The organism is Christiangramia sabulilitoris (genome assembly GCF_007050985.1).
GTDB classification, from domain to species: Bacteria; Bacteroidota; Bacteroidia; order Flavobacteriales; family Flavobacteriaceae; genus Christiangramia; species Christiangramia sabulilitoris.
Window position 1 is genome coordinate 805802 of the sequence record NZ_VHSF01000001.1, and the last position, 17982, is coordinate 823783.

General features: G+C 39.2%; 19 protein-coding genes. 13 read left to right on the forward strand and 6 right to left on the reverse strand.

What is annotated here, in order from left to right; translation table 11 throughout:
* Window positions 1-26: 26 nt before the first annotated feature.
* Entirely contained in the window at window positions 27-512 is a 486-nt protein-coding gene (locus FGM01_RS03755; RefSeq protein ID WP_143409794.1) for a GNAT family N-acetyltransferase, read from the reverse strand.
* 28 nt (window positions 513-540) lie between these two features.
* Between FGM01_RS03755 and ribD the strand changes: the two genes are divergently transcribed.
* From ribD to FGM01_RS03775, 4 genes are read left to right on the forward strand one after another with little or no spacing between them, the layout of a single operon-like run.
* The gene (gene ribD, locus FGM01_RS03760) at window positions 541-1599 is read left to right on the forward strand and encodes a bifunctional diaminohydroxyphosphoribosylaminopyrimidine deaminase/5-amino-6-(5-phosphoribosylamino)uracil reductase RibD (RefSeq protein ID WP_143409795.1); all 1059 of its coding nucleotides are present in this window, start codon (window positions 541-543) and stop codon (window positions 1597-1599) included.
* Window positions 1577-2185: an HAD family hydrolase gene (locus tag FGM01_RS03765; RefSeq protein WP_143409796.1), complete on the forward strand. Its 609-nt coding sequence runs from the start codon at window positions 1577-1579 to the stop codon at window positions 2183-2185. Before ribD ends, FGM01_RS03765 begins: the two co-directional genes overlap by 23 nt.
* Complete coding sequence (locus FGM01_RS03770) at window positions 2182-3054, forward strand: EamA/RhaT family transporter (protein WP_143409797.1); 873 nt, start codon at window positions 2182-2184, stop codon at window positions 3052-3054. Before FGM01_RS03765 ends, FGM01_RS03770 begins: the two co-directional genes overlap by 4 nt.
* On the forward strand, window positions 3051-3659 hold the full coding sequence (locus FGM01_RS03775; RefSeq protein ID WP_143409798.1) for an IMPACT family protein: 609 nt from the start codon (window positions 3051-3053) through the stop codon (window positions 3657-3659). The genes FGM01_RS03770 and FGM01_RS03775 overlap by 4 nt, the downstream gene beginning before the upstream one ends.
* Here FGM01_RS03775 and FGM01_RS03780 read toward each other — a convergent pair.
* Entirely contained in the window at window positions 3656-4054 is a 399-nt protein-coding gene (locus FGM01_RS03780; RefSeq protein ID WP_143409799.1) for an acyl-CoA thioesterase, read from the reverse strand. The genes FGM01_RS03775 and FGM01_RS03780 overlap by 4 nt on opposite strands.
* Window positions 4055-4259: 205 nt before the next feature.
* On the opposite strand from FGM01_RS03780, the gene dnaA reads away from it, so the two are divergent.
* The 3 genes from dnaA to FGM01_RS03795 are packed head-to-tail and all read left to right on the forward strand — an operon-like array spanning window position 4260 to window position 6887.
* On the forward strand, window positions 4260-5687 hold the full coding sequence (gene dnaA, locus FGM01_RS03785; protein ID WP_143409800.1) for a chromosomal replication initiator protein DnaA: 1428 nt from the start codon (window positions 4260-4262) through the stop codon (window positions 5685-5687).
* A 10-nt stretch (window positions 5688-5697) separates the two neighbouring features.
* Entirely contained in the window at window positions 5698-6165 is a 468-nt protein-coding gene (locus FGM01_RS03790) for a low molecular weight protein-tyrosine-phosphatase (protein ID WP_143409801.1), read from the forward strand.
* The gene (locus tag FGM01_RS03795; RefSeq protein WP_143409802.1) at window positions 6162-6887 is read left to right on the forward strand and encodes an SAM-dependent methyltransferase; all 726 of its coding nucleotides are present in this window, start codon (window positions 6162-6164) and stop codon (window positions 6885-6887) included. Before FGM01_RS03790 ends, FGM01_RS03795 begins: the two co-directional genes overlap by 4 nt.
* A 1-nt stretch (window position 6888) precedes the next feature.
* Here FGM01_RS03795 and FGM01_RS03800 read toward each other — a convergent pair whose 3' ends face one another.
* From FGM01_RS03800 to dapF, 4 genes are all read right to left on the reverse strand, one after another.
* Window positions 6889-7557: a peptidoglycan-binding protein LysM gene (locus tag FGM01_RS03800; RefSeq protein ID WP_143409803.1), complete on the reverse strand. Its 669-nt coding sequence runs from the start codon at window positions 7555-7557 to the stop codon at window positions 6889-6891.
* 198 nt (window positions 7558-7755) lie between these two features.
* Entirely contained in the window at window positions 7756-8799 is a 1044-nt protein-coding gene (gene mltG / locus FGM01_RS03805) for an endolytic transglycosylase MltG (RefSeq protein WP_143409804.1), read from the reverse strand.
* On the reverse strand, window positions 8789-9319 hold the full coding sequence (locus FGM01_RS03810) for a GNAT family N-acetyltransferase (RefSeq protein WP_143409805.1): 531 nt from the start codon (window positions 9317-9319) through the stop codon (window positions 8789-8791). The genes mltG and FGM01_RS03810 overlap by 11 nt, the downstream gene beginning before the upstream one ends.
* Complete coding sequence (gene dapF, locus FGM01_RS03815) at window positions 9313-10098, reverse strand: diaminopimelate epimerase (RefSeq protein WP_143409806.1); 786 nt, start codon at window positions 10096-10098, stop codon at window positions 9313-9315. Before dapF ends, FGM01_RS03810 begins: the two co-directional genes overlap by 7 nt.
* A 130-nt stretch (window positions 10099-10228) precedes the next feature.
* Here dapF and FGM01_RS03820 point away from each other — a divergent pair, with 130 nt between their 5' ends.
* The 6 genes from FGM01_RS03820 (at window position 10229) to FGM01_RS03845 (ending at window position 17979) form a co-directional block, all read left to right on the forward strand.
* Window positions 10229-11632 (forward strand): trypsin-like peptidase domain-containing protein, encoded by a 1404-nt coding sequence (locus FGM01_RS03820; RefSeq protein ID WP_143409807.1) that lies wholly within the window; start codon window positions 10229-10231, stop codon window positions 11630-11632.
* Window positions 11633-11754: 122 nt separating this feature from the next.
* On the forward strand, window positions 11755-13203 hold the full coding sequence (locus FGM01_RS03825) for a glyceraldehyde-3-phosphate dehydrogenase (protein WP_143409808.1): 1449 nt from the start codon (window positions 11755-11757) through the stop codon (window positions 13201-13203).
* Window positions 13204-13403: 200 nt separating this feature from the next.
* Window positions 13404-13997, forward strand: coding sequence for a Z-ring associated ZapG family protein (locus FGM01_RS03830; RefSeq protein ID WP_143409809.1), 594 nt, complete (start codon window positions 13404-13406; stop codon window positions 13995-13997).
* Between the two features lie 33 nt (window positions 13998-14030).
* Window positions 14031-14711 (forward strand): tRNA (guanosine(37)-N1)-methyltransferase TrmD, encoded by a 681-nt coding sequence (gene trmD / locus FGM01_RS03835; RefSeq protein ID WP_143409810.1) that lies wholly within the window; start codon window positions 14031-14033, stop codon window positions 14709-14711.
* Between the two features lie 118 nt (window positions 14712-14829).
* Window positions 14830-15183 carry a 50S ribosomal protein L19 gene (rplS, locus tag FGM01_RS03840; protein WP_143409811.1) on the forward strand — a complete coding sequence of 118 codons (354 nt, stop codon included), beginning with the start codon at window positions 14830-14832 and terminating at the stop codon, window positions 15181-15183.
* Between the two features lie 567 nt (window positions 15184-15750).
* Window positions 15751-17979 (forward strand): NADP-dependent isocitrate dehydrogenase, encoded by a 2229-nt coding sequence (locus tag FGM01_RS03845; protein ID WP_143409812.1) that lies wholly within the window; start codon window positions 15751-15753, stop codon window positions 17977-17979.
* Window positions 17980-17982 lie beyond the last annotated feature (3 nt).

The following is a 17982-nucleotide window of genomic DNA, read 5'->3' on the forward strand; positions in this document are numbered from 1 at the left end:
AAGTTTATTGAGATCTTGTATTGAACCTACAGATCTTTAATCATAAAAACGGTGCAATTATAATGACCGGTATTACCCATGGGCTGGTCAATTACTTTGAAACCATTTTTATCGTATAACTTCCTGGCATTTTCCATATAAGGAAGAGTTTCGATATAACATTTTTCAAAGCCATTATTCTTCGCAAATTCCAGGCATCGAGCAATCATCGCCTTTCCTAATCCCCTCCCTCTGGCTATGGGCAGGAAATACATTTTTTGAAGTTCACAAATTTTTTTCTCCAGGCCTGCTAAAGGTGCAATTCCTGCCCCACCGATAATTTTTGAATTTTCCTCTACCACAAAATAAGCCTGTCTTTCGCCCGTATAGGTTTGGGTCATATCATCAAGCGCTTTATCCTCGTATGCGGTACCCACTTTGGGCACTCCCATTTCAACCAGCACCTTGCGAATTAATTCTTTAACCTGCTGATTATCTTCAGGTTTTATTTCCCGAATTTTCCATGTGTTCATTCTGCCTAATTAATTCTATTTTTGTGCTGTGAATATACACGAAAAATACATAAAACGCTGTATAGAACTGGCCCAAAACGGTCTTGGAACCACCTATCCCAACCCTATGGTAGGGAGCGTAATTGTTCATGATAATAAGATAATTGGAGAGGGCTGGCATAAAAAAGCAGGCGAACCACATGCCGAGGTAAATGCCATTAAATCTGTCAAAGATGAAGGGCTGCTTAAGAACGCTACGATCTATGTAAGTCTTGAGCCCTGCAGCCATTATGGCAAGACTCCGCCCTGTAGTGACCTTATTATCGATAGAAATATTAAAAATGTAGTTATTGGCACCATGGATCCTTTCGCTAAGGTCGCCGGCCGTGGAATAAAAAAACTTCTTGAAGCCGGTTGCAAGGTAAAAGTAGGCATCCTGGAAAATGAGTGTCTGGAACTTAACAAACGGTTCTTTACATTTCATAAAAAGCAAAGACCCTACATTATTCTGAAATGGGCTCAGACCAGGGATGGATTTATTGCTCCCGATATTCAGCAGAAAAACAGACCGGTATGGATCACTAATAAATATTCCGGTCAACAGGTGCATAAATGGAGAAGTGAAGAAGCTGCCATACTGGTCGGGACCAATACAGTCCTAAATGACAATCCTTCTCTAAATGTGCGTAATTGGACCGGGAATCATCCAACCAGGATATTTATAGACAAAGATCTTAAGACCCCTGAAAATATCGCTTTGAAAGATGGCAATCATGCCTCCATTGTTCTTTGTAATAATAAACCAGATTCCAAACGGGAAAACAACCTAAATTACGAGGAGATAGATTTTTCTAAAAATCTGGCAGAAAGTGTTTGTGACGTACTTTACAGGAATAACCTCCAGTCTGTGATCATTGAGGGCGGTGCTAAAACTTTGCAGCAATTTATCGATATCGGCCTGTGGGATGAAGCGAGAGTTTTTGAAGGTCAGTCAGAATTTGAAAAAGGAATCCGGGCACCGGAATTGATCGCAAAAATCGCCAGCGAAAAAGAAATTAACGGAGATAGATTAAAAATATATAGAAATGATCAAAGCCCTAATATTTGATTTTGGTGATGTCTTTATCAATCTTGATAAGGAAGGAACTAATAGAAAATTGAAAGAAATGGATGTAAATCATCTTCCCGAATCGATCTCGGCGAAGAACAGGGAATACGAACAGGGCTTTATAACCTCAGATGAGATTTCAAAACATTACCGCACTCACTTTCCCCAGTTGGCGAGTAAAGATTTTGTTGATTCCTGGAATTCCATGCTGCTCGAATTTCCGGAATATCGTTTCAGATTTATTCAAAAACTATCAGAAAAGAAGGATTTCAAACTGATTTTGCTTAGTAATACTAATGATATCCATATTAAGCATATTCAAGAAAATGTTTCTTTCTTCCCTGAATTTAAAAATTGCTTTGATGCATTTTATCTTTCTCATGAAATAGGGATGCGTAAACCAAACCCTAATATTTTTGAATTTGTCCTGGAAAAACATGATCTGTTGCCAGAAGAATACCTGTTTATAGATGATACCCTGGAAAATACTCTGGCCGCATCAAAATTAGGATTCCACACCTGGAATTTACAACCCGCCCGCGAAGATGTAATTGATCTCTTCACCACCAAAAAAGATTTATTTTGATCTACCTTCTTCTAAGTGTCTTATCATCTACCATCATTTTTGTGGTATTTAGGTTATATAAAAAATATGGCGTCAATACCCTGCAAGCCATCATTGTAAATTATTTTATAGCCTGCACCGTTGGTTTTTTTGGTTACATTGAAGGATCAGATTTTACCGGGGTTCCAAACGAAAGCTGGTTCCCGGGAGCATTGATGCTGGGGTTCCTGTTTATTGCTGTATTTAACCTTGCTGCTATTACCACTCAAAAAAGTGGTTTATCTGTGGTGGCCGTGGCAACCAAGATGTCTGTAGCCATCCCGGTTTTATGCGGGATATTTCTTTATAACGAAAGTACCGGGGCATTGAAAATTACAGGAATTATCTTGGCTCTGGCCGCAGTCTACTTAACTTCTGTCAAAACCAGAGAAGGTATTAGTATTAAAAGTAAAAATCTAATTTTCCCTTTATTGGTTTTTCTGGGTAGCGGAATAATAGATACCAGTTTAAAATTCCTGGAAACAAGCTACGTGGCTGAAAATGATATTGGTTTGTTCTCTTCTACCATTTTCGCCACTGCCGGTTTGATTGGCATGGTTATTCTTATTACACAGGGATTTATGGGTAGATTAAGGCTTTCCATTAAAAATCTTATCGGGGGAATAGCCCTGGGAATTCCCAATTATTATTCAATTTATTTCCTGGTTCTGGCCTTAAGAAGCGAAGGATTTGACAGTTCCACGATCTTTACCATGAATCATGTTTCAATAGTAGCCATATCTACATTGGTGGGGATTTTGCTTTTTAAAGAAAAACTGCTTCTAAAGAACTGGATAGGCCTAGGGCTGGCGATATTAAGTATAATTCTGGTTGCAAATTCTGCAATATGAAAGACACTTATCATAGCATTAATAAACCTTCCCCGGAAGTACTTTTTAAGGACAGGAACTCCAAATTCTTTGGCTATGCATTTCCCATTAAGACCGAAGCTGAAGCAAACAGGTACCTGGAAGATCTGCGAGCCCAGCACCATAAGGCCAGACACTGGTGTTATGCCTGGCAGATTGGAAAAGAAGAGCATCAATACCGTGCAAATGACGACGGAGAACCTTCAAACTCAGCAGGGATGCCTATTTATGGCCAGATCCAATCCTTTGATGTCACCAATATATTAATTGTGGTTGTTCGCTATTTTGGCGGAGTGAAGTTGGGCGTAGGCGGACTTATTAACGCCTATAAAACGGCAGCCCAAATGGCATTAGAAGCTTCAGATATTGTAAAGCGAACTATAGATGAAGTTTTTATCCTGAAGTTTGATTATCCCGAGATGAATAAAGTAATGCAGGTGATAAAAAAGAACAACCTGAACATTATAAATCAAAAATTAGAGATCGACTGTAAAATCTATATTTCGGTCAGAAAAAAAGACGCCGAATCCATCTTTTCTAAATTTGATAATACTTATAAAGTTGAGATCAACAAGCTCGAAGATTAAGGCTTCAGTTTTTCTATAATATATTCTGGACAGCGTATAGGTCTTTTTGTTTTGGCATCCATAAAAACGAGCATAGAACTGGCAGAAGTTACTAACTCCCCATCTTCATTGAAGAGCTGGTAATCAAAGGTAATTTTAACATTTGGCATTTCCCGGAGGCGCGTTTCTATCTTTATTTTCTGGTCAAAGGTTACCGGTTTGATATACTTTAAATTTAATTCGTATACAGGTAACATAATCCCTTCTTCTTCCATAGTTTTGTAGGATATACCAAGCTCGCTTAACCATTCAAGGCGTGCTATTTCAAGGTATTGCGGATAATTACCATGATGTACCACACCCATTTGATCGGTTTCGGCATATCGGACTTTAACAAAAGTTTCGTGTGATTTCATGTAAAAAAAATAGCCTTTCCGGGAAAGGTTTTCTATATTCAGGCTCGGAAGTAAGTATGCATAAAATTTTCTTAAAATTCAACCCCAATATGGTTTTTTTTTTACATTTTTTGTTCACATATTTGTTCCGCTCGAGTTGGAGAACATAATATCCAATTTCCAATTTAAGAACTTACTACTAACCTTAATTAACGTTTAACTAATAATGTCAAAAACTGCGCAATCGGTTTGGAATAACTGTCTCTCATTTATTCAGGATAACATTACCCCTCAAGCTTACAAAACCTGGTTTGAACCTATCCAAGCAGTGAAACTTACAGATTGTGCCCTGAGCATTCAGGTCCCTTCTAAGTTTTTCTACGAATGGCTGGAAGAACATTATGTTAAGCTCCTAAAAGTTTCCCTAACCCGTGAACTTGGGGATAAAGCTAAACTGGTCTACGTGATCAAAATGGAGAATACTTATGGTAACAAGTTACCTTTTACTGAAAAGATTCCGAGCACCCAGAGATCTCAAATGGCTTCACAGGAAGTAGATGTTCCTATTAAAAATAAAAGTCCCGAGCTGAAGAACCCTTTTATCATTCCGGGAATAAGGAATGTTAAGATCGAATCTCAGCTTAACCCTAATTATAATTTCGAGAATTTCCTAGAAGGAGAATCTAACCGGCTGGCAAGATCAGCAGGGCTGGCTGTAGCAAACAAGCCCGGAGGAACCTCTTTTAACCCGCTATTGATCTTTGGCGGGGTAGGATTGGGAAAAACACATTTAGCACACGCTATAGGTGTTGAAATAAAAGATAAATACCCTGAAAAAACGGTTCTTTATATCTCTGCGGAAAAATTCACCCAGCAGTATATTGAATCGGTTAAAAAGAATAACCGTAATGACTTTATACATTTTTACCAGATCATAGATGTACTGGTGGTTGATGATATACAGTTACTTTCAGGGAAGGCAGGTACCCAGGATGTATTTTTCCACATCTTTAACCACCTGCATCAAAATGGCAAACAGGTAATCCTTACCAGTGACAAAGCGCCTGTAGACATGCAGGACATTGAACAAAGATTGCTTTCAAGATTTAAATGGGGACTTTCTGCTGAATTACAGCATCCCGATTTTGAAACCCGCGTATCGATCATCAAAAACAAACTTTATCGCGATGGTGTGGAAATGCCTGAGGATATCGTAGAATTCCTTGCCAATAACATCAAGACCAATATCCGTGAATTAGAAGGAGCTATAATCTCTTTGATCGCTCACTCTTCTTTCAACAAAAAGGATATCACTCTGGAGTTAGCAAAGAAGATCGTTGATAATTACGTTAAGAACACCAAACGTGAGGTTTCCATAGATTACATTCAGAAGGTGGTAAGTGATTATTTCCAGATGGATGTAGATACTCTTCAATCCAAAACCAGGAAGAGACACATTGTACAGGCCAGGCAGATTGCCATGTTCTTTGCCAAGAAGTTTACCAAGGCCTCATTGGCTAGTATTGGATCTCAGATAGGAAGTCGTGATCATGCCACTGTTTTGCATGCGTGTAAAACTGTAGATAATCTTGCGGCAACAGATAAGCAGTTCAAAAAGTTTGTTGAAGACCTCAATAAAAAACTCACTCTATAACAACAATTTTATGAAAACCAGGGTATTGATGGTGTGCCTCGGCAATATTTGCAGATCACCCCTTGCCGAAGGTCTTCTAAAATCTAAAGTTGATCCTAATAAAGTATTTGTAGATTCTGCAGGTACTGGCAGCTGGCATATTGGCTCTGCACCAGATAAGAGGTCCATGGCCGTCGCCCGGAGACATAACCTGGATATAAGCGATCAACGCGGCAGGCAATTTTCACAAAGTGATTTTGAAGATTTTGACCATATTTTTGTGATGGACAATTCAAACTTTAAGGATGTGATTTCTATGGCCAGAACCGATGAAGACCGTCAAAAAGTTCATCTCATCCTGAATGAAATATTTCCTTCAGAAAATGTAGATGTACCAGATCCATACCACGGTGGTGAGCAGGGTTTCGAAAATGTCTATCAAATGCTGAATGAAGCATGTGATGAGATCGCTGAAAAATTGAATAATGGCACCCTATGAATTCTACCGGCAACTACGGAAAACTTTATCTAATACCAGTAGGTCTGGGCGAGTCAAGCCCTGATAAAGTATTCCCCCCATTAAACAGCAGGATAATTGAAAGCATTGATGATTTTATTGTGGAGAATGAAAAATCTGCAAGACGCTTCATTAAACAAATTCTCCCGGACAAATCTCAGCAAAATCTTCGCTTAAATGGATTGAATAAATTCACTGAGCCTGCAGATATTCCAGGATTCCTGAATGCCGCAAAAGAAGGCAGAAATATTGGATTGTTGAGCGAAGCAGGTTGCCCGGGTGTGGCAGATCCCGGTGCAGAAGTTGTAAAATACGCCCATAGGTTCAACATACAGGTTGTACCACTAACCGGTCCCTCCTCTATTCTTCTAGCGATGATGGCCAGCGGAATGAATGGCCAGAGTTTTACCTTTCATGGATACCTTCCCATAGATAAAAAAGACCGGAAACAGGAGATCAAGCAACTGGAAAGAATATCGCTTGAAAAGAATCAGGCGCAGATCTTCATTGAAACTCCTTATAGAAATACAAAATTTCTGGAAGATCTAACTCAAAACCTTCATCCCGCTACCAGGATATGTGTTGCCTGTGATCTAACCCTGGAAACAGAGTTCATCAAGACAGCCACGGCTTCTGAATGGAAAAATATAAAAGCCGACCTCCATAAGAGACCGGCTATATTTATTATACAAAAAGATATTTAATCTAAGAAGTTAACTTATCGAAATTTACGCGGGCGTTTTTCTCTGTCTTTATAAATGAGGTATCATATCCTCCAAAACGCTTCATATAAGTTTTGATGGTAGTCCCAAAGGCATCACTAAATGCCTGAGCGCCCCAACTACGAAGATATTTCTTTACACTACCGGGACCAGCCAGATGTGCTGCCGCCAGGATACCAGATTCAGTAATTTCCACTCCATTGATAGTTTTACCTGCAAATCGTTTGATATCTCTTTGCAGGATCCACTTATTTCGGGATGCATTTGCATAAAATGCAGCTTCCTGTAGCGCCGGTGAATTTAGAAATCCAATAGTATCATAAACCCCTACAAGTTTCAATGTTCCTTTCCCAAACTGGTATTTACCCAGATAGCCATAATCGTTGATGGTCTTATAATCCCCGCGTGACTCTTTAAAAGCAAGAGCTTCCTTAAATCCAACATAGGATTTACCAAGAAAAGGTGAGGTGTTAGAGATTTCGAAGTCAGGAATTAATTCATCTCTAACATCTGGAACTGTATAATCGAGTTCCAGGTCATAGGTGGAATAATTTTCCAGATCCAGATTTGCAGCTTCTTTAGTTGAAAAACTAAAAAATATTGAGCCCGCTGCTAAAGGCAAGATTGAAAATTTTGCAATTTTCTTTCTCATCATTTTGGTTTTTGAAAGGTTACTGGCATACCTATTATCATAAGTCGTGCCCCTTTCATATTCGCCGGGCAAATGTATAACAATTTTTAATAATTTGAATTACAGGCTGTTAAAGGTTTTATAAAGAAATTCTATCTTTAACAAAGGAATAACTATCTGGACCTCAAAATATTAAAGAATCGCAAAAGGAACCACCTTTTATCTTTTTACTCCCTGTTCGTTGATCCAGCTGACGTATTCCCGCTTATTGCGGTTATGCTGGGCAAGGGTTTTGGCGAATTTATGATATCCGAAATTTTCTACATCTGCCACGAAAAAGTAGAAATCATGGTCCTCATAATTTAGTACCGCATCTATGGATGAAATATCGGGCATCCAGATCGGGCCCGGAGGAATTTCCCTGTATTTATATGTATTATAAGGGGAGTCGATTTCAAGATCTTTATACAATACCCGTTTAATAATAGTATCAAAATTACCTGTGGTTTCTTTTATCGCATAGATCACAGTAGGATCGGCATCCAGTTTCCAGCCATTTTTATAGCGATTCATATACACTCCGGCAACTCTTGGACGCTCATCTACCTTCGCAGTTTCTTTCTGTACGATGGAAGCCAGGGTAATTACCTGCTGAGGAGTCAGGCCAATTTCCTCTGCCCTTTTTAATCTCTTTGCATTCCAGAACCGGTCATATTCCTTTTTCATCCTTTCCCTGAATTCCTCGGCAGAAGTATTCCAGTAAAATTCATATTGATTCGGAATGTACATACCCAAAGCGGTCTTCTCATCAAATTTGCTATTCTCTAAAAACTCAGGATCTCTAAAAGCACTGATCAGAGATACACTGTCTGCTTCGATCTGCGGGGCAATTCTTCCTGCCAGATCAACCAGCCGCTCCTGGTTATTGAAAACTACTTTTACCGGTCGGTTTCCGCTTCTTAAGCGATTTACCAGCTCGTTGTTATTCATCCCTTTTTCCAGAAAATAACGACCCGGCTTGATATTCGCAGCATAGCCCTTTTTCTGTGCCACCATATCGAAAGAAGAAATATCCTTAATTAAAGGTTTTAATGTGTCGATCACTGTTTGATAGCTGGCATCAGAAGGAATATAAACAACCTCTTCTTTAGCCTCAAAACTGGTATTGGAAGAAAATATACTGTTATAAATATAATAACCGAAAATACCGAACCCGATCACTACCAGGATAGTGATCGTCAAAATTATTTTTTTAGTGTACATTATTTATCAATTGATATAGCCATTCATCCTTGAATTTACCATTGAACAGCGTCCAGTCTTTTTTAAGACCAACTTTCCTGAATCCGTTACTTTCAAAAACACGCATGCTTTCATCATTACCCGAGGTTACGTTCGCATATACCTGGTGAAGCCCGAGGTGAGTAAAACAATAGTCGCATACCAGTGCCAGACTCTCTGCTCCAAATCCTTTTTTGCGGTCTTTTTTATCTGCTATTAAAATACCTAAGGCAGCTCTTTTATCTCTTGGTTCCAGATCGTACACATCGATCAAACCTACCGGTCGACCTTTTTTAGTACAAATCACCAACCTTAATTGTCTGATATCATATATATCACGATGCGCATTTTCTATATACTGCCTTATTAGAAATTTAGAATATGGTGCCTGGGTAGAACTTATCTCCCAGAAATCTTCATCGTTTTCTATCTTATGGACAAAATCAAGATCCTCGGGTTCCAGTGCGCGTAAATAGACTTTCTTTCCCTGTAATGTTAACATGTAATTTCACCTTTAAAAACCTGTGTTGCCGGCCCCGATAACCAAATATCCTCGTAGCCATTTTCAGTTTTTTTGAAAGATACAGAAAGTTCTCCTCCCGGTGTTTTCAAATTGACTTTTTCAGAATTGGTTTTATTCGAATCATAAGCTGCCAGTGCCACGGCTGTAACTCCCGTTCCACAGGAAAGTGTTTCATCCTCTACTCCTCTTTCATAGGTGCGCACTAAAAAAGAATCGGTTGAAGTTGACTGCACGAAATTTACATTTGTTCCCTTCTTACCATAACGGTTAGAAAATCTTATGGCCGCTCCATCTTTCTTTACATCAATAAGACTTATATCGTCAGAAAACACAACATGATGCGGCGATCCGGTATTCAAAAATGAGAATTCACTATTTTTTTCAACTAATTGTACATCCTGCATTTTCAAACTTACCTTACCTTCAAGAATACTGGCTTCATGAACACCATCGATGGCGGTAAACCTTGCAGAATCCCCTATGATCCCAAGAAATTTAGCAAACGCCACAAGACACCTGCCACCATTTCCACACATACTACTTTCATTACCATCGGCATTAAAATAGACCATCCTGAAATCATCCCGGGGATCTTCAGAATTTTCAAGTAGTATAAGTCCGTCAGCTCCAATGCCAAATTTGCGATCGCAAAGGTGATTGATCAATTTGGTATCATTTTTGGATATTTTAATTTCACGATTATCGACCATTACGAAATCGTTTCCGGTACCCTGATATTTATAGAATGTCAGCTTCATTGGTCATTTTAAAAAGTGGCACAAATATACAATTTTGAACAGGATTCCAGGTTTGTTAATTGGTCGTTAAAATAGAATTCGATTATACTAACATCAGTTTGAAATAAGTTTAACTAATAAAAATCCGAAAATGAGAAAAATAGCAACTCTCCTGTTTGTTTCTATGCTTGGCGGCGCAATTACGCTTGGAAGTTATAAACTTTTCGTTGAAGATGATAAAGTTCAATTTCTTGCCGAAAATAACGCTAACCAAAGTTCATTTATACCTGTTACTAATCCAACCAAGGCATATAACAGTAATGTCGATTTTACCGAAGCGGCAGAAAAAACCATTCATGCGGTGGTACACGTAAAAAATGTGGCAGTGTTTAAGAAAGGACCAAGAAGCATCTGGGAATATTATCCTTATAGTAATAGTGATGGCCGGGCTTTACAGGGCGCTGGATCTGGTGTAATTATAACCCCAGACGGGTATATAGTTACCAATAATCATGTTATAGATGGAGCAAGTGAAATCGAAGTAACTTTAAATAACAATAAAACCTATAAAGCAGAATTGATCGGGAGTGATCCAATTTCAGATATTGCCCTCATTAAAGTAGATCCTGATGAAGAACTTGAATATATTCCTTTTGGGGATTCAGATCATACCGAAATTGGCGAATGGGTTTTAGCCGTTGGTAACCCTTTTAATCTAAAATCTACCGTAACCGCCGGGATCATTAGTGCAAAAGCGAGGGATCTTAACATGCGCGATAGCTCCCCGCAGTCCTTTATTCAAACCGATGCTGCGATAAATCCAGGAAATAGTGGCGGTGCGTTGGTAAACACAAATGGTGAACTTATAGGTATTAACACTGCCATAAGCTCACCCAGCGGAAGTTATATTGGTTACGCTTTTGCTGTACCTTCCAATAACGCCAGGAAGATCGTGGAAGATATTATGGAATATGGTGACGTGCAGCAAGGTATTCTTGGAATACGAGGAACTAGTATCAATACCGAGGTTATCAGAGAATTTAATCTGAAAACTTCTCAGGGGGTTATGGTCGCAGACGTTACTCCTGGCAGCGGCGCAGAAAAATCTGGGATACAACAAAGGGATATTATTAAAAAGATCGACAATATCGAGATCAATAAGTTTGCAGATCTAACCGGATATATTAATTCAAAGAGACCGGGAGATGAAGTTCTGGTAAAATTAATAAGAGATGGAAAGGTTAGAGAAGTGAATGTTAAACTTACCAAGCTTGATACCTACCGTATGCTTGCTTTAGGCCTGGAAGTAGCTAATGCTTCATCTGAAGAACTAAAGGCCTACAAGGCTCCAAATGGAGTAAGGATTAACCGTACGCTTACAGAAGGTTTACCATCTGCCGATCTGGTTGGCGGTATCATTTCAGAAATAAATGGGCAAAAAGTCACCTCGGTTAGAGACGTAGAGGAGATAATGCAAAGCCGTACGCGATCTAATCCCATCGTGATAGTTTTTTATACTCAGAAAGGCGAAAAACAAAGAATGATCTGGAAATAATTTTTCCGGCTTCAATCAAAATCAACCCTTCCCGAACGGAAGGGTTTTTTATTTAAAAAAGACTTTACGAAAACGTTTGAAATCTATACTTTTGGCGAAAATTTTTAACAACATAACTCAACATGGACTTTAATAAAGTTTACGAAAAGGAACTTTCTTTCCAGGCAGATCGCCGAAAATCTACCGTAGAATTTATAAATATCGTTAGCGACCTGTGGTATGACAAATCCATTGAACTGGTTTTATTCAGAAATCAGTTAATTAACAGGAACGTAAGTGATATTCTGGATCTGCATGAATATGCAGGTGAGTTCGTAGGTAAGCCTATATCTATTTTCGATTCTGTAGAAATTGCGAAAGCCATTCAGGATCTTAATTTGCCACCGTCTAAACTCGATATTGGTAAGCTTACTTATGAATTTCATCTCGACGGGCAGCCCCACAGTAATGCGATGGCTTTTGTAAACAGCAAATTAAAAAGTGCCCAGCAGACAGAGACGGTAACTCCTAAAGATGTGGTTCTTTATGGTTTCGGAAGGATTGGAAGACTGGTAGCACGTGAGTTGATGACCAGGACCGGGAAAGGCAATCAGCTTAGACTTAGGGCGATCGTAACCAGAGGGAAAGTTGATCAGGATGTACTGGAAAAAAGAGCGTCCTTGTTGAAAAGTGATTCTGTTCATGGCCCCTTTAGTGGTACAGTGAATACCGACCTGGAAAATTCAGCCTTGATCGTAAATGGAACCACGGTACACATGATCTCTGCCAACCAACCGGAAGACATAGACTATACTCAATACGGAATAAAGAATGCTTTAATTATTGATAATACCGGGGCTTTCAGGGATAAAGAGGCTTTAAGCAGGCACCTGCAATCTAAGGGCGCAGCAAAAGTATTGCTTACCGCTCCCGGCAAGGGAGTTCCAAATATTGTGCATGGAGTAAATCAAAAAGAATACTGCCCTGATGAAATAGATATTTTTTCAGCGGCTTCATGTACCACGAACGCCATAACTCCGGTTCTAAAAGCGATACAGGATTCGCTGGGAGTAGTACATGGACACCTGGAAACCATTCATGCATATACCAATGACCAGAACCTGGTAGACAACATGCACAGTAAATACAGAAGGGGTCGCGCTGCCGGACTCAATATGGTTATAACTGAAACCGGTGCAGGAAAAGCTGTTTCTAAAGCATTACCGGTCTTTGAAGGAAAACTTACTTCCAACGCAATTAGGGTCCCTGTTCCTAACGGCTCACTGGCTATCCTGAATCTTGAAATTGAAAAGGAAACGAGTCTGGCAGATGTCAATGCTCTCTTGAAAAAATATGCTCTTGAAGGAGACCTGGTAGAACAGATCCAATATTCTGTAGACAACGAACTTGTATCATCAGATATAATAGGCTCTTCTGCACCGGCAATTTATGACAGTAACGCCACCATTGTTTCTGCAGACGGCAAAAATGTGATCCTGTATATATGGTATGATAATGAATATGGCTACAGCCATCAGGTCATCAGGCTTGCAAAATACATCTCAAAAGTAAGGCGTTTTACATATTATTAGCCTGCTATATTTTTTTAAAAAAAAGACCCCGCCATTGTCGGGGTTTTTTTATTTTTGCAGCAGTTTTAAAATATAAAAAACTGACTCAAAACAATTTAAATTTTTACAATTAGCGAATTTCTTCCCGAAAATTCTGAAATATACTAACCCATCTATTCGCTCGTTGTTTTTATGAACTTAACAAAACAATTCCCAAAGAAATGAGTAACAAACTTTACATTGTAGCCGCTTTTGTTATCGCTAGTGTATTTCAGATGAATGCCCAGGAAGACAGCCTTAAGACCGAAACCCCGATTCAGGATGAATTTTCAGCCCTGATCCAGGAATCCAATAATTACCAGGGGTATAAGGTGGTGGATTATGACAAGCTTATCGAATTAAGAAATACTACCAGGAGTTATATTACCGAGTTAAAAGAAGAGATCGTAGTTCATAAAAACACGGTAGATCAACAAAATGATGAGATCCAGAAACTTAAATCTGAACTTGAATCCACTCAGGAAGACCTGAAAAGAGTTTCTGAAGAAAAAGATGCTTTAATGTTCCTGGGGATGCCTTTCAGTAAAGGCGGGTACAAAAGTATGATGTGGGGAATCGTGGCGGCCCTGGTTGCGATCCTGCTTATCATATTTTTTAGATATAAGAGTTCGCATGCGGCTACGAAAGATGCTCAGCAAAAGCTTGACGAGACCGAAAAGGAATTTGATGCCTACCGTACCAAAGCTCTTGAAAAAGAGCAGCGCCTGGGAAGAATGCTTCAGGATGAGCGCAACAAAACCAGTGGTAATCCTTAAGAAGGGCAGTACCTAACCTACAATAATATTAATATGCGCATAGATATAATTACTGTTGTTCCAGATATTTTGAAAAGTCCGTTTGAAGCTTCCATACTTCAAAGGGCTATTCAGAAAGGTTTGGTAGAGATACATCTGCACAACCTCAGGGATTACACAACAGATAATTATAAACAGGTGGATGATTACCAGTTTGGAGGCGGAGCAGGCATGGTTATGATGATTGAACCTATAGATAAGTGTATCACCCAGTTAAAATCTGAAAGAGAATATCAGGATGTGATCTATATGACCCCAGACGGGGAAAGGCTTCAGCAGAAAATGGCCAACCGGCTTTCTATGCATGAAAATATCATTATTCTTTGCGGTCATTATAAAGGAGTGGATCAAAGGGTGCGAGACCAGTTCATTACGAAAGAAATATCCATCGGGGATTATGTACTTTCGGGAGGTGAGTTAGGTGCAGCTGTACTTTGTGATTCTATCATCAGGCTAATCCCGGGAGTTCTAGGAAATGAAACCTCTGCCCTCACCGATTCTTTCCAGGATAATTTGCTGGCACCACCGGTATACACCAGGCCGGCAGAATATAAAGGATGGGAAGTACCGGAAGTACTTACTTCAGGAAATTTCCCAAAGATCGAAGCCTGGAGAGAGAACGAAGCTTACGAAAGAACAAAACGCTTGAGACCTGACTTATTGGAAGAAGAGTAAATTTTTCTATAACAGGCTTGTACAATAATATAAATTGCTTAATTTTGCACTCATTCTAATATAACCTCTGGCGATAACCGTGCATGTTGTTTTGGATTTTACTTTTAAAAAAATAAAGATGGAATCGTTAGTAAAATACGTTCAGGACGAATTCGTAGAAAGAAAAGATCTACCTGAATTTGCAGCAGGAGATACTATTACTGTTTATTACGAAATTAAAGAGGGTCAGAAGACCAGAACTCAGTTCTTTAGAGGTGTTGTGATCCAGTTAAGAGGAACAGGTTCTTCTCAAACTTTCACAATTAGAAAGATGAGTGGTACAGTAGGTGTGGAAAGAATTTTCCCAATCAACCTTCCGGCTATTCAGAAAATTGAGATCAATAAGAAAGGTAAAGTTAGAAGAGCAAGAATTTTCTACTTTAGAGGTCTTACTGGTAAGAAAGCTCGTATTAAAGAAGCGATCAGAAAATAATTCTTTTATTAGAATATCTAAAAAGCCCCGTGATCCGGGGCTTTTTTTATGCCCGGTTTTTTATGAAATACCGCACTATTCTTATGTTAAACTTTTTCCTTCAGATTTGGTTTATGACTATATTTATGTTTGAAAATTTTAGCCAAATTAAAATGACAAAAGGATTTTTGCTGGTAAGGATTTTCCTGTAAAGAGTATTCTTTACATTTGTTTTCACCTTCTATATAACATAGATTATTTTGTTTTATCAAAATCAGTTTGAAAGGTGAAGATAAAATTGATCAAATCTTTCATCCTGTTAGGTTTGATCATATTGAAGCAGTCACACTATAAGGCTTAAAACGCCAGTTATCATCAGAGTGATTCAAAGCTGTTTCAATTGAAGCCATTTCATTTTAGAAATTAAGATGAAATGGCTTTTTTATTCCATTATTTATGATTTCTTAACAAGTGAACACCCTATTATACCTAGGAAAAAACCCGTAAATACTGTATATTGCGCGAGAGAAAACGCCCTGGTATTGTCCGGGGTTTTGTTTGAATTATTTGCAACAAAAACCATAAAAAATGTCACAGAAAGAAAAAATAATCTATACCAAAACAGATGAGGCTCCAATGCTGGCAACTTATTCGTTCCTGCCAATTATTGAAGCTTTCACCAAGGCTGCAGGAGTTAGTCTTGAAACCCGTGATATTTCTTTAGCCGGAAGGATACTTTCTCAATTTCCAGATTACCTTAATGAAGACCAGAAGGTTTCTGATGACCTTGCCGAATTAGGTGAATTGGCGAAGAAACCTGAAGCTAATATCATCAAATTACCAAATATAAGTGCCTCTATTCCGCAGTTAAAAAATGCGATCTCAGAATTACAGGAAAAGGGATTTGCAATTCCAGACTACCCGGATGATCCTGCAAATGATAAAGAAAAAGAGATCCAGGCCCGTTACGACAAAATTAAAGGTAGTGCGGTTAACCCGGTCTTAAGAGAGGGGAACTCAGACAGACGTGCTCCTAAGGCTGTAAAGAATTTCGCGAAAAAGAATCCCCACTCCATGGGAGAATGGAGTGCAGACTCTAAGACCCATGTGGCTACAATGAGCGAAGGTGATTTTAGATCCAACGAAAAATCTTTAACCCTTACAGAAGAGGATACCTTAAAAATAGAATTTACATCTGAAGACGGAAGTAATAAAACCCTTAAGGACAATCTTAAAGTGCTTAAAGGAGAGGTAGTGGACGCTACTGTGATGAGCAAAAAGGCTCTGCTCAATTTCCTGAGAGAACAGGTGAAGGATGCTAAGGAAAAAGATGTTCTATTTTCTTTACATATGAAAGCCACGATGATGAAGGTTTCAGACCCTATCATTTTTGGCCATGCGGTTAGAGTATTCTTTGAAGATGTTTTTGAGAAATATGGTAATGAACTTAGCGAGGCAGGTGCAGATCCAACCAGTGGATTAGGAGATGTTCTAAATGCCATCGAAAATTTACCTGAAGATAAAAAGACCGATATTAAAAGAGCTATTGCCACAGATCTTAAGGAAGGCCCGGATATCGCAATGGTAAATTCAGATGAAGGTATAACCAATCTGCACGTACCAAGTGATATTATTATTGACGCTTCCATGCCGGCGATGATAAGAACTTCAGGTAAGATGTGGAATGCCCAGGGGAATACCCAGGATACCAAAGCCGTAATCCCGGATAGCAGTTATGCCGGTCTTTACCAGGCTACCATCGATTTTTGTAAAGAACATGGCGCTTTCGATCCAACTACTATGGGTACAGTTCCCAACGTAGGTTTGATGGCTCAGAAAGCTGAGGAATATGGTTCACATGATAAGACATTTGAAATTTCTGCAAATGGAACTGTAAAGGTTATAAACGCCAAAGGCGACACAATCCTGGAACATTCCGTGGAAGAAGGAGATATCTGGAGAATGTGCCAGGTAAAAGATGCTCCTATCCAGGACTGGATCAAGCTGGCCATATCCAGGGCGAAAGCTACCGGTATGCCGGCCGTATTCTGGCTGGATAAAACCAGGGCTCACGATGCAGAATTGATCAAGAAGCTTGATAAATATTTACCAGAGCTTGATACCGAAGGGCTTGAAATAAAAATTATGGCTCCAACCGAAGCTACAAAATATACGCTGGAAAGAGTGAAAGCCGGTAAGGATACTATTTCGGTAACCGGTAATGTTTTAAGAGATTATCTAACCGATCTATTCCCGATCCTGGAATTAGGTACGAGTGCAAAAATGCTATCTATTGTTCCATTGATGAATGGTGGTGGATTATTTGAAACGGGTGCAGGTGGTTCTGCTCCAAAGCATGTTCAGCAATTTGTGAAAGAAGGTCATTTAAGGTGGGATTCTCTGGGAGAATTTCTGGCCCTGGCCGTATCTCTGGAGCACCTGGGGAACAAATACAACAATTCAAAAGCTTTAACCCTGGCTGAAACGCTGGATGAAGCGACTGAAAAGTTCCTCAATGAAGGTAGATCCCCTTCCAGGAAGGTTAATGAGCTTGACAACCGCGGAAGTCATTTCTACCTGGCATTATACTGGGCAGAAGCACTTTCTACTCAAACGAGCAATAAAGATCTGAACATATATTTCGCCAGGATCGCTAAGATGATGGAAGACAATCAGGAGAAAATTCTTCAGGATCTTCTCGATGCCCAGGGATCACCTGTAAATATAGGAGGATATTACCAGCCAGACGAAGAGCTAACTAAAAAAGCAATGCGTCCTAGTGCTAAATTAAATGAGATTTTAGCCACAGATGCTTAAGTA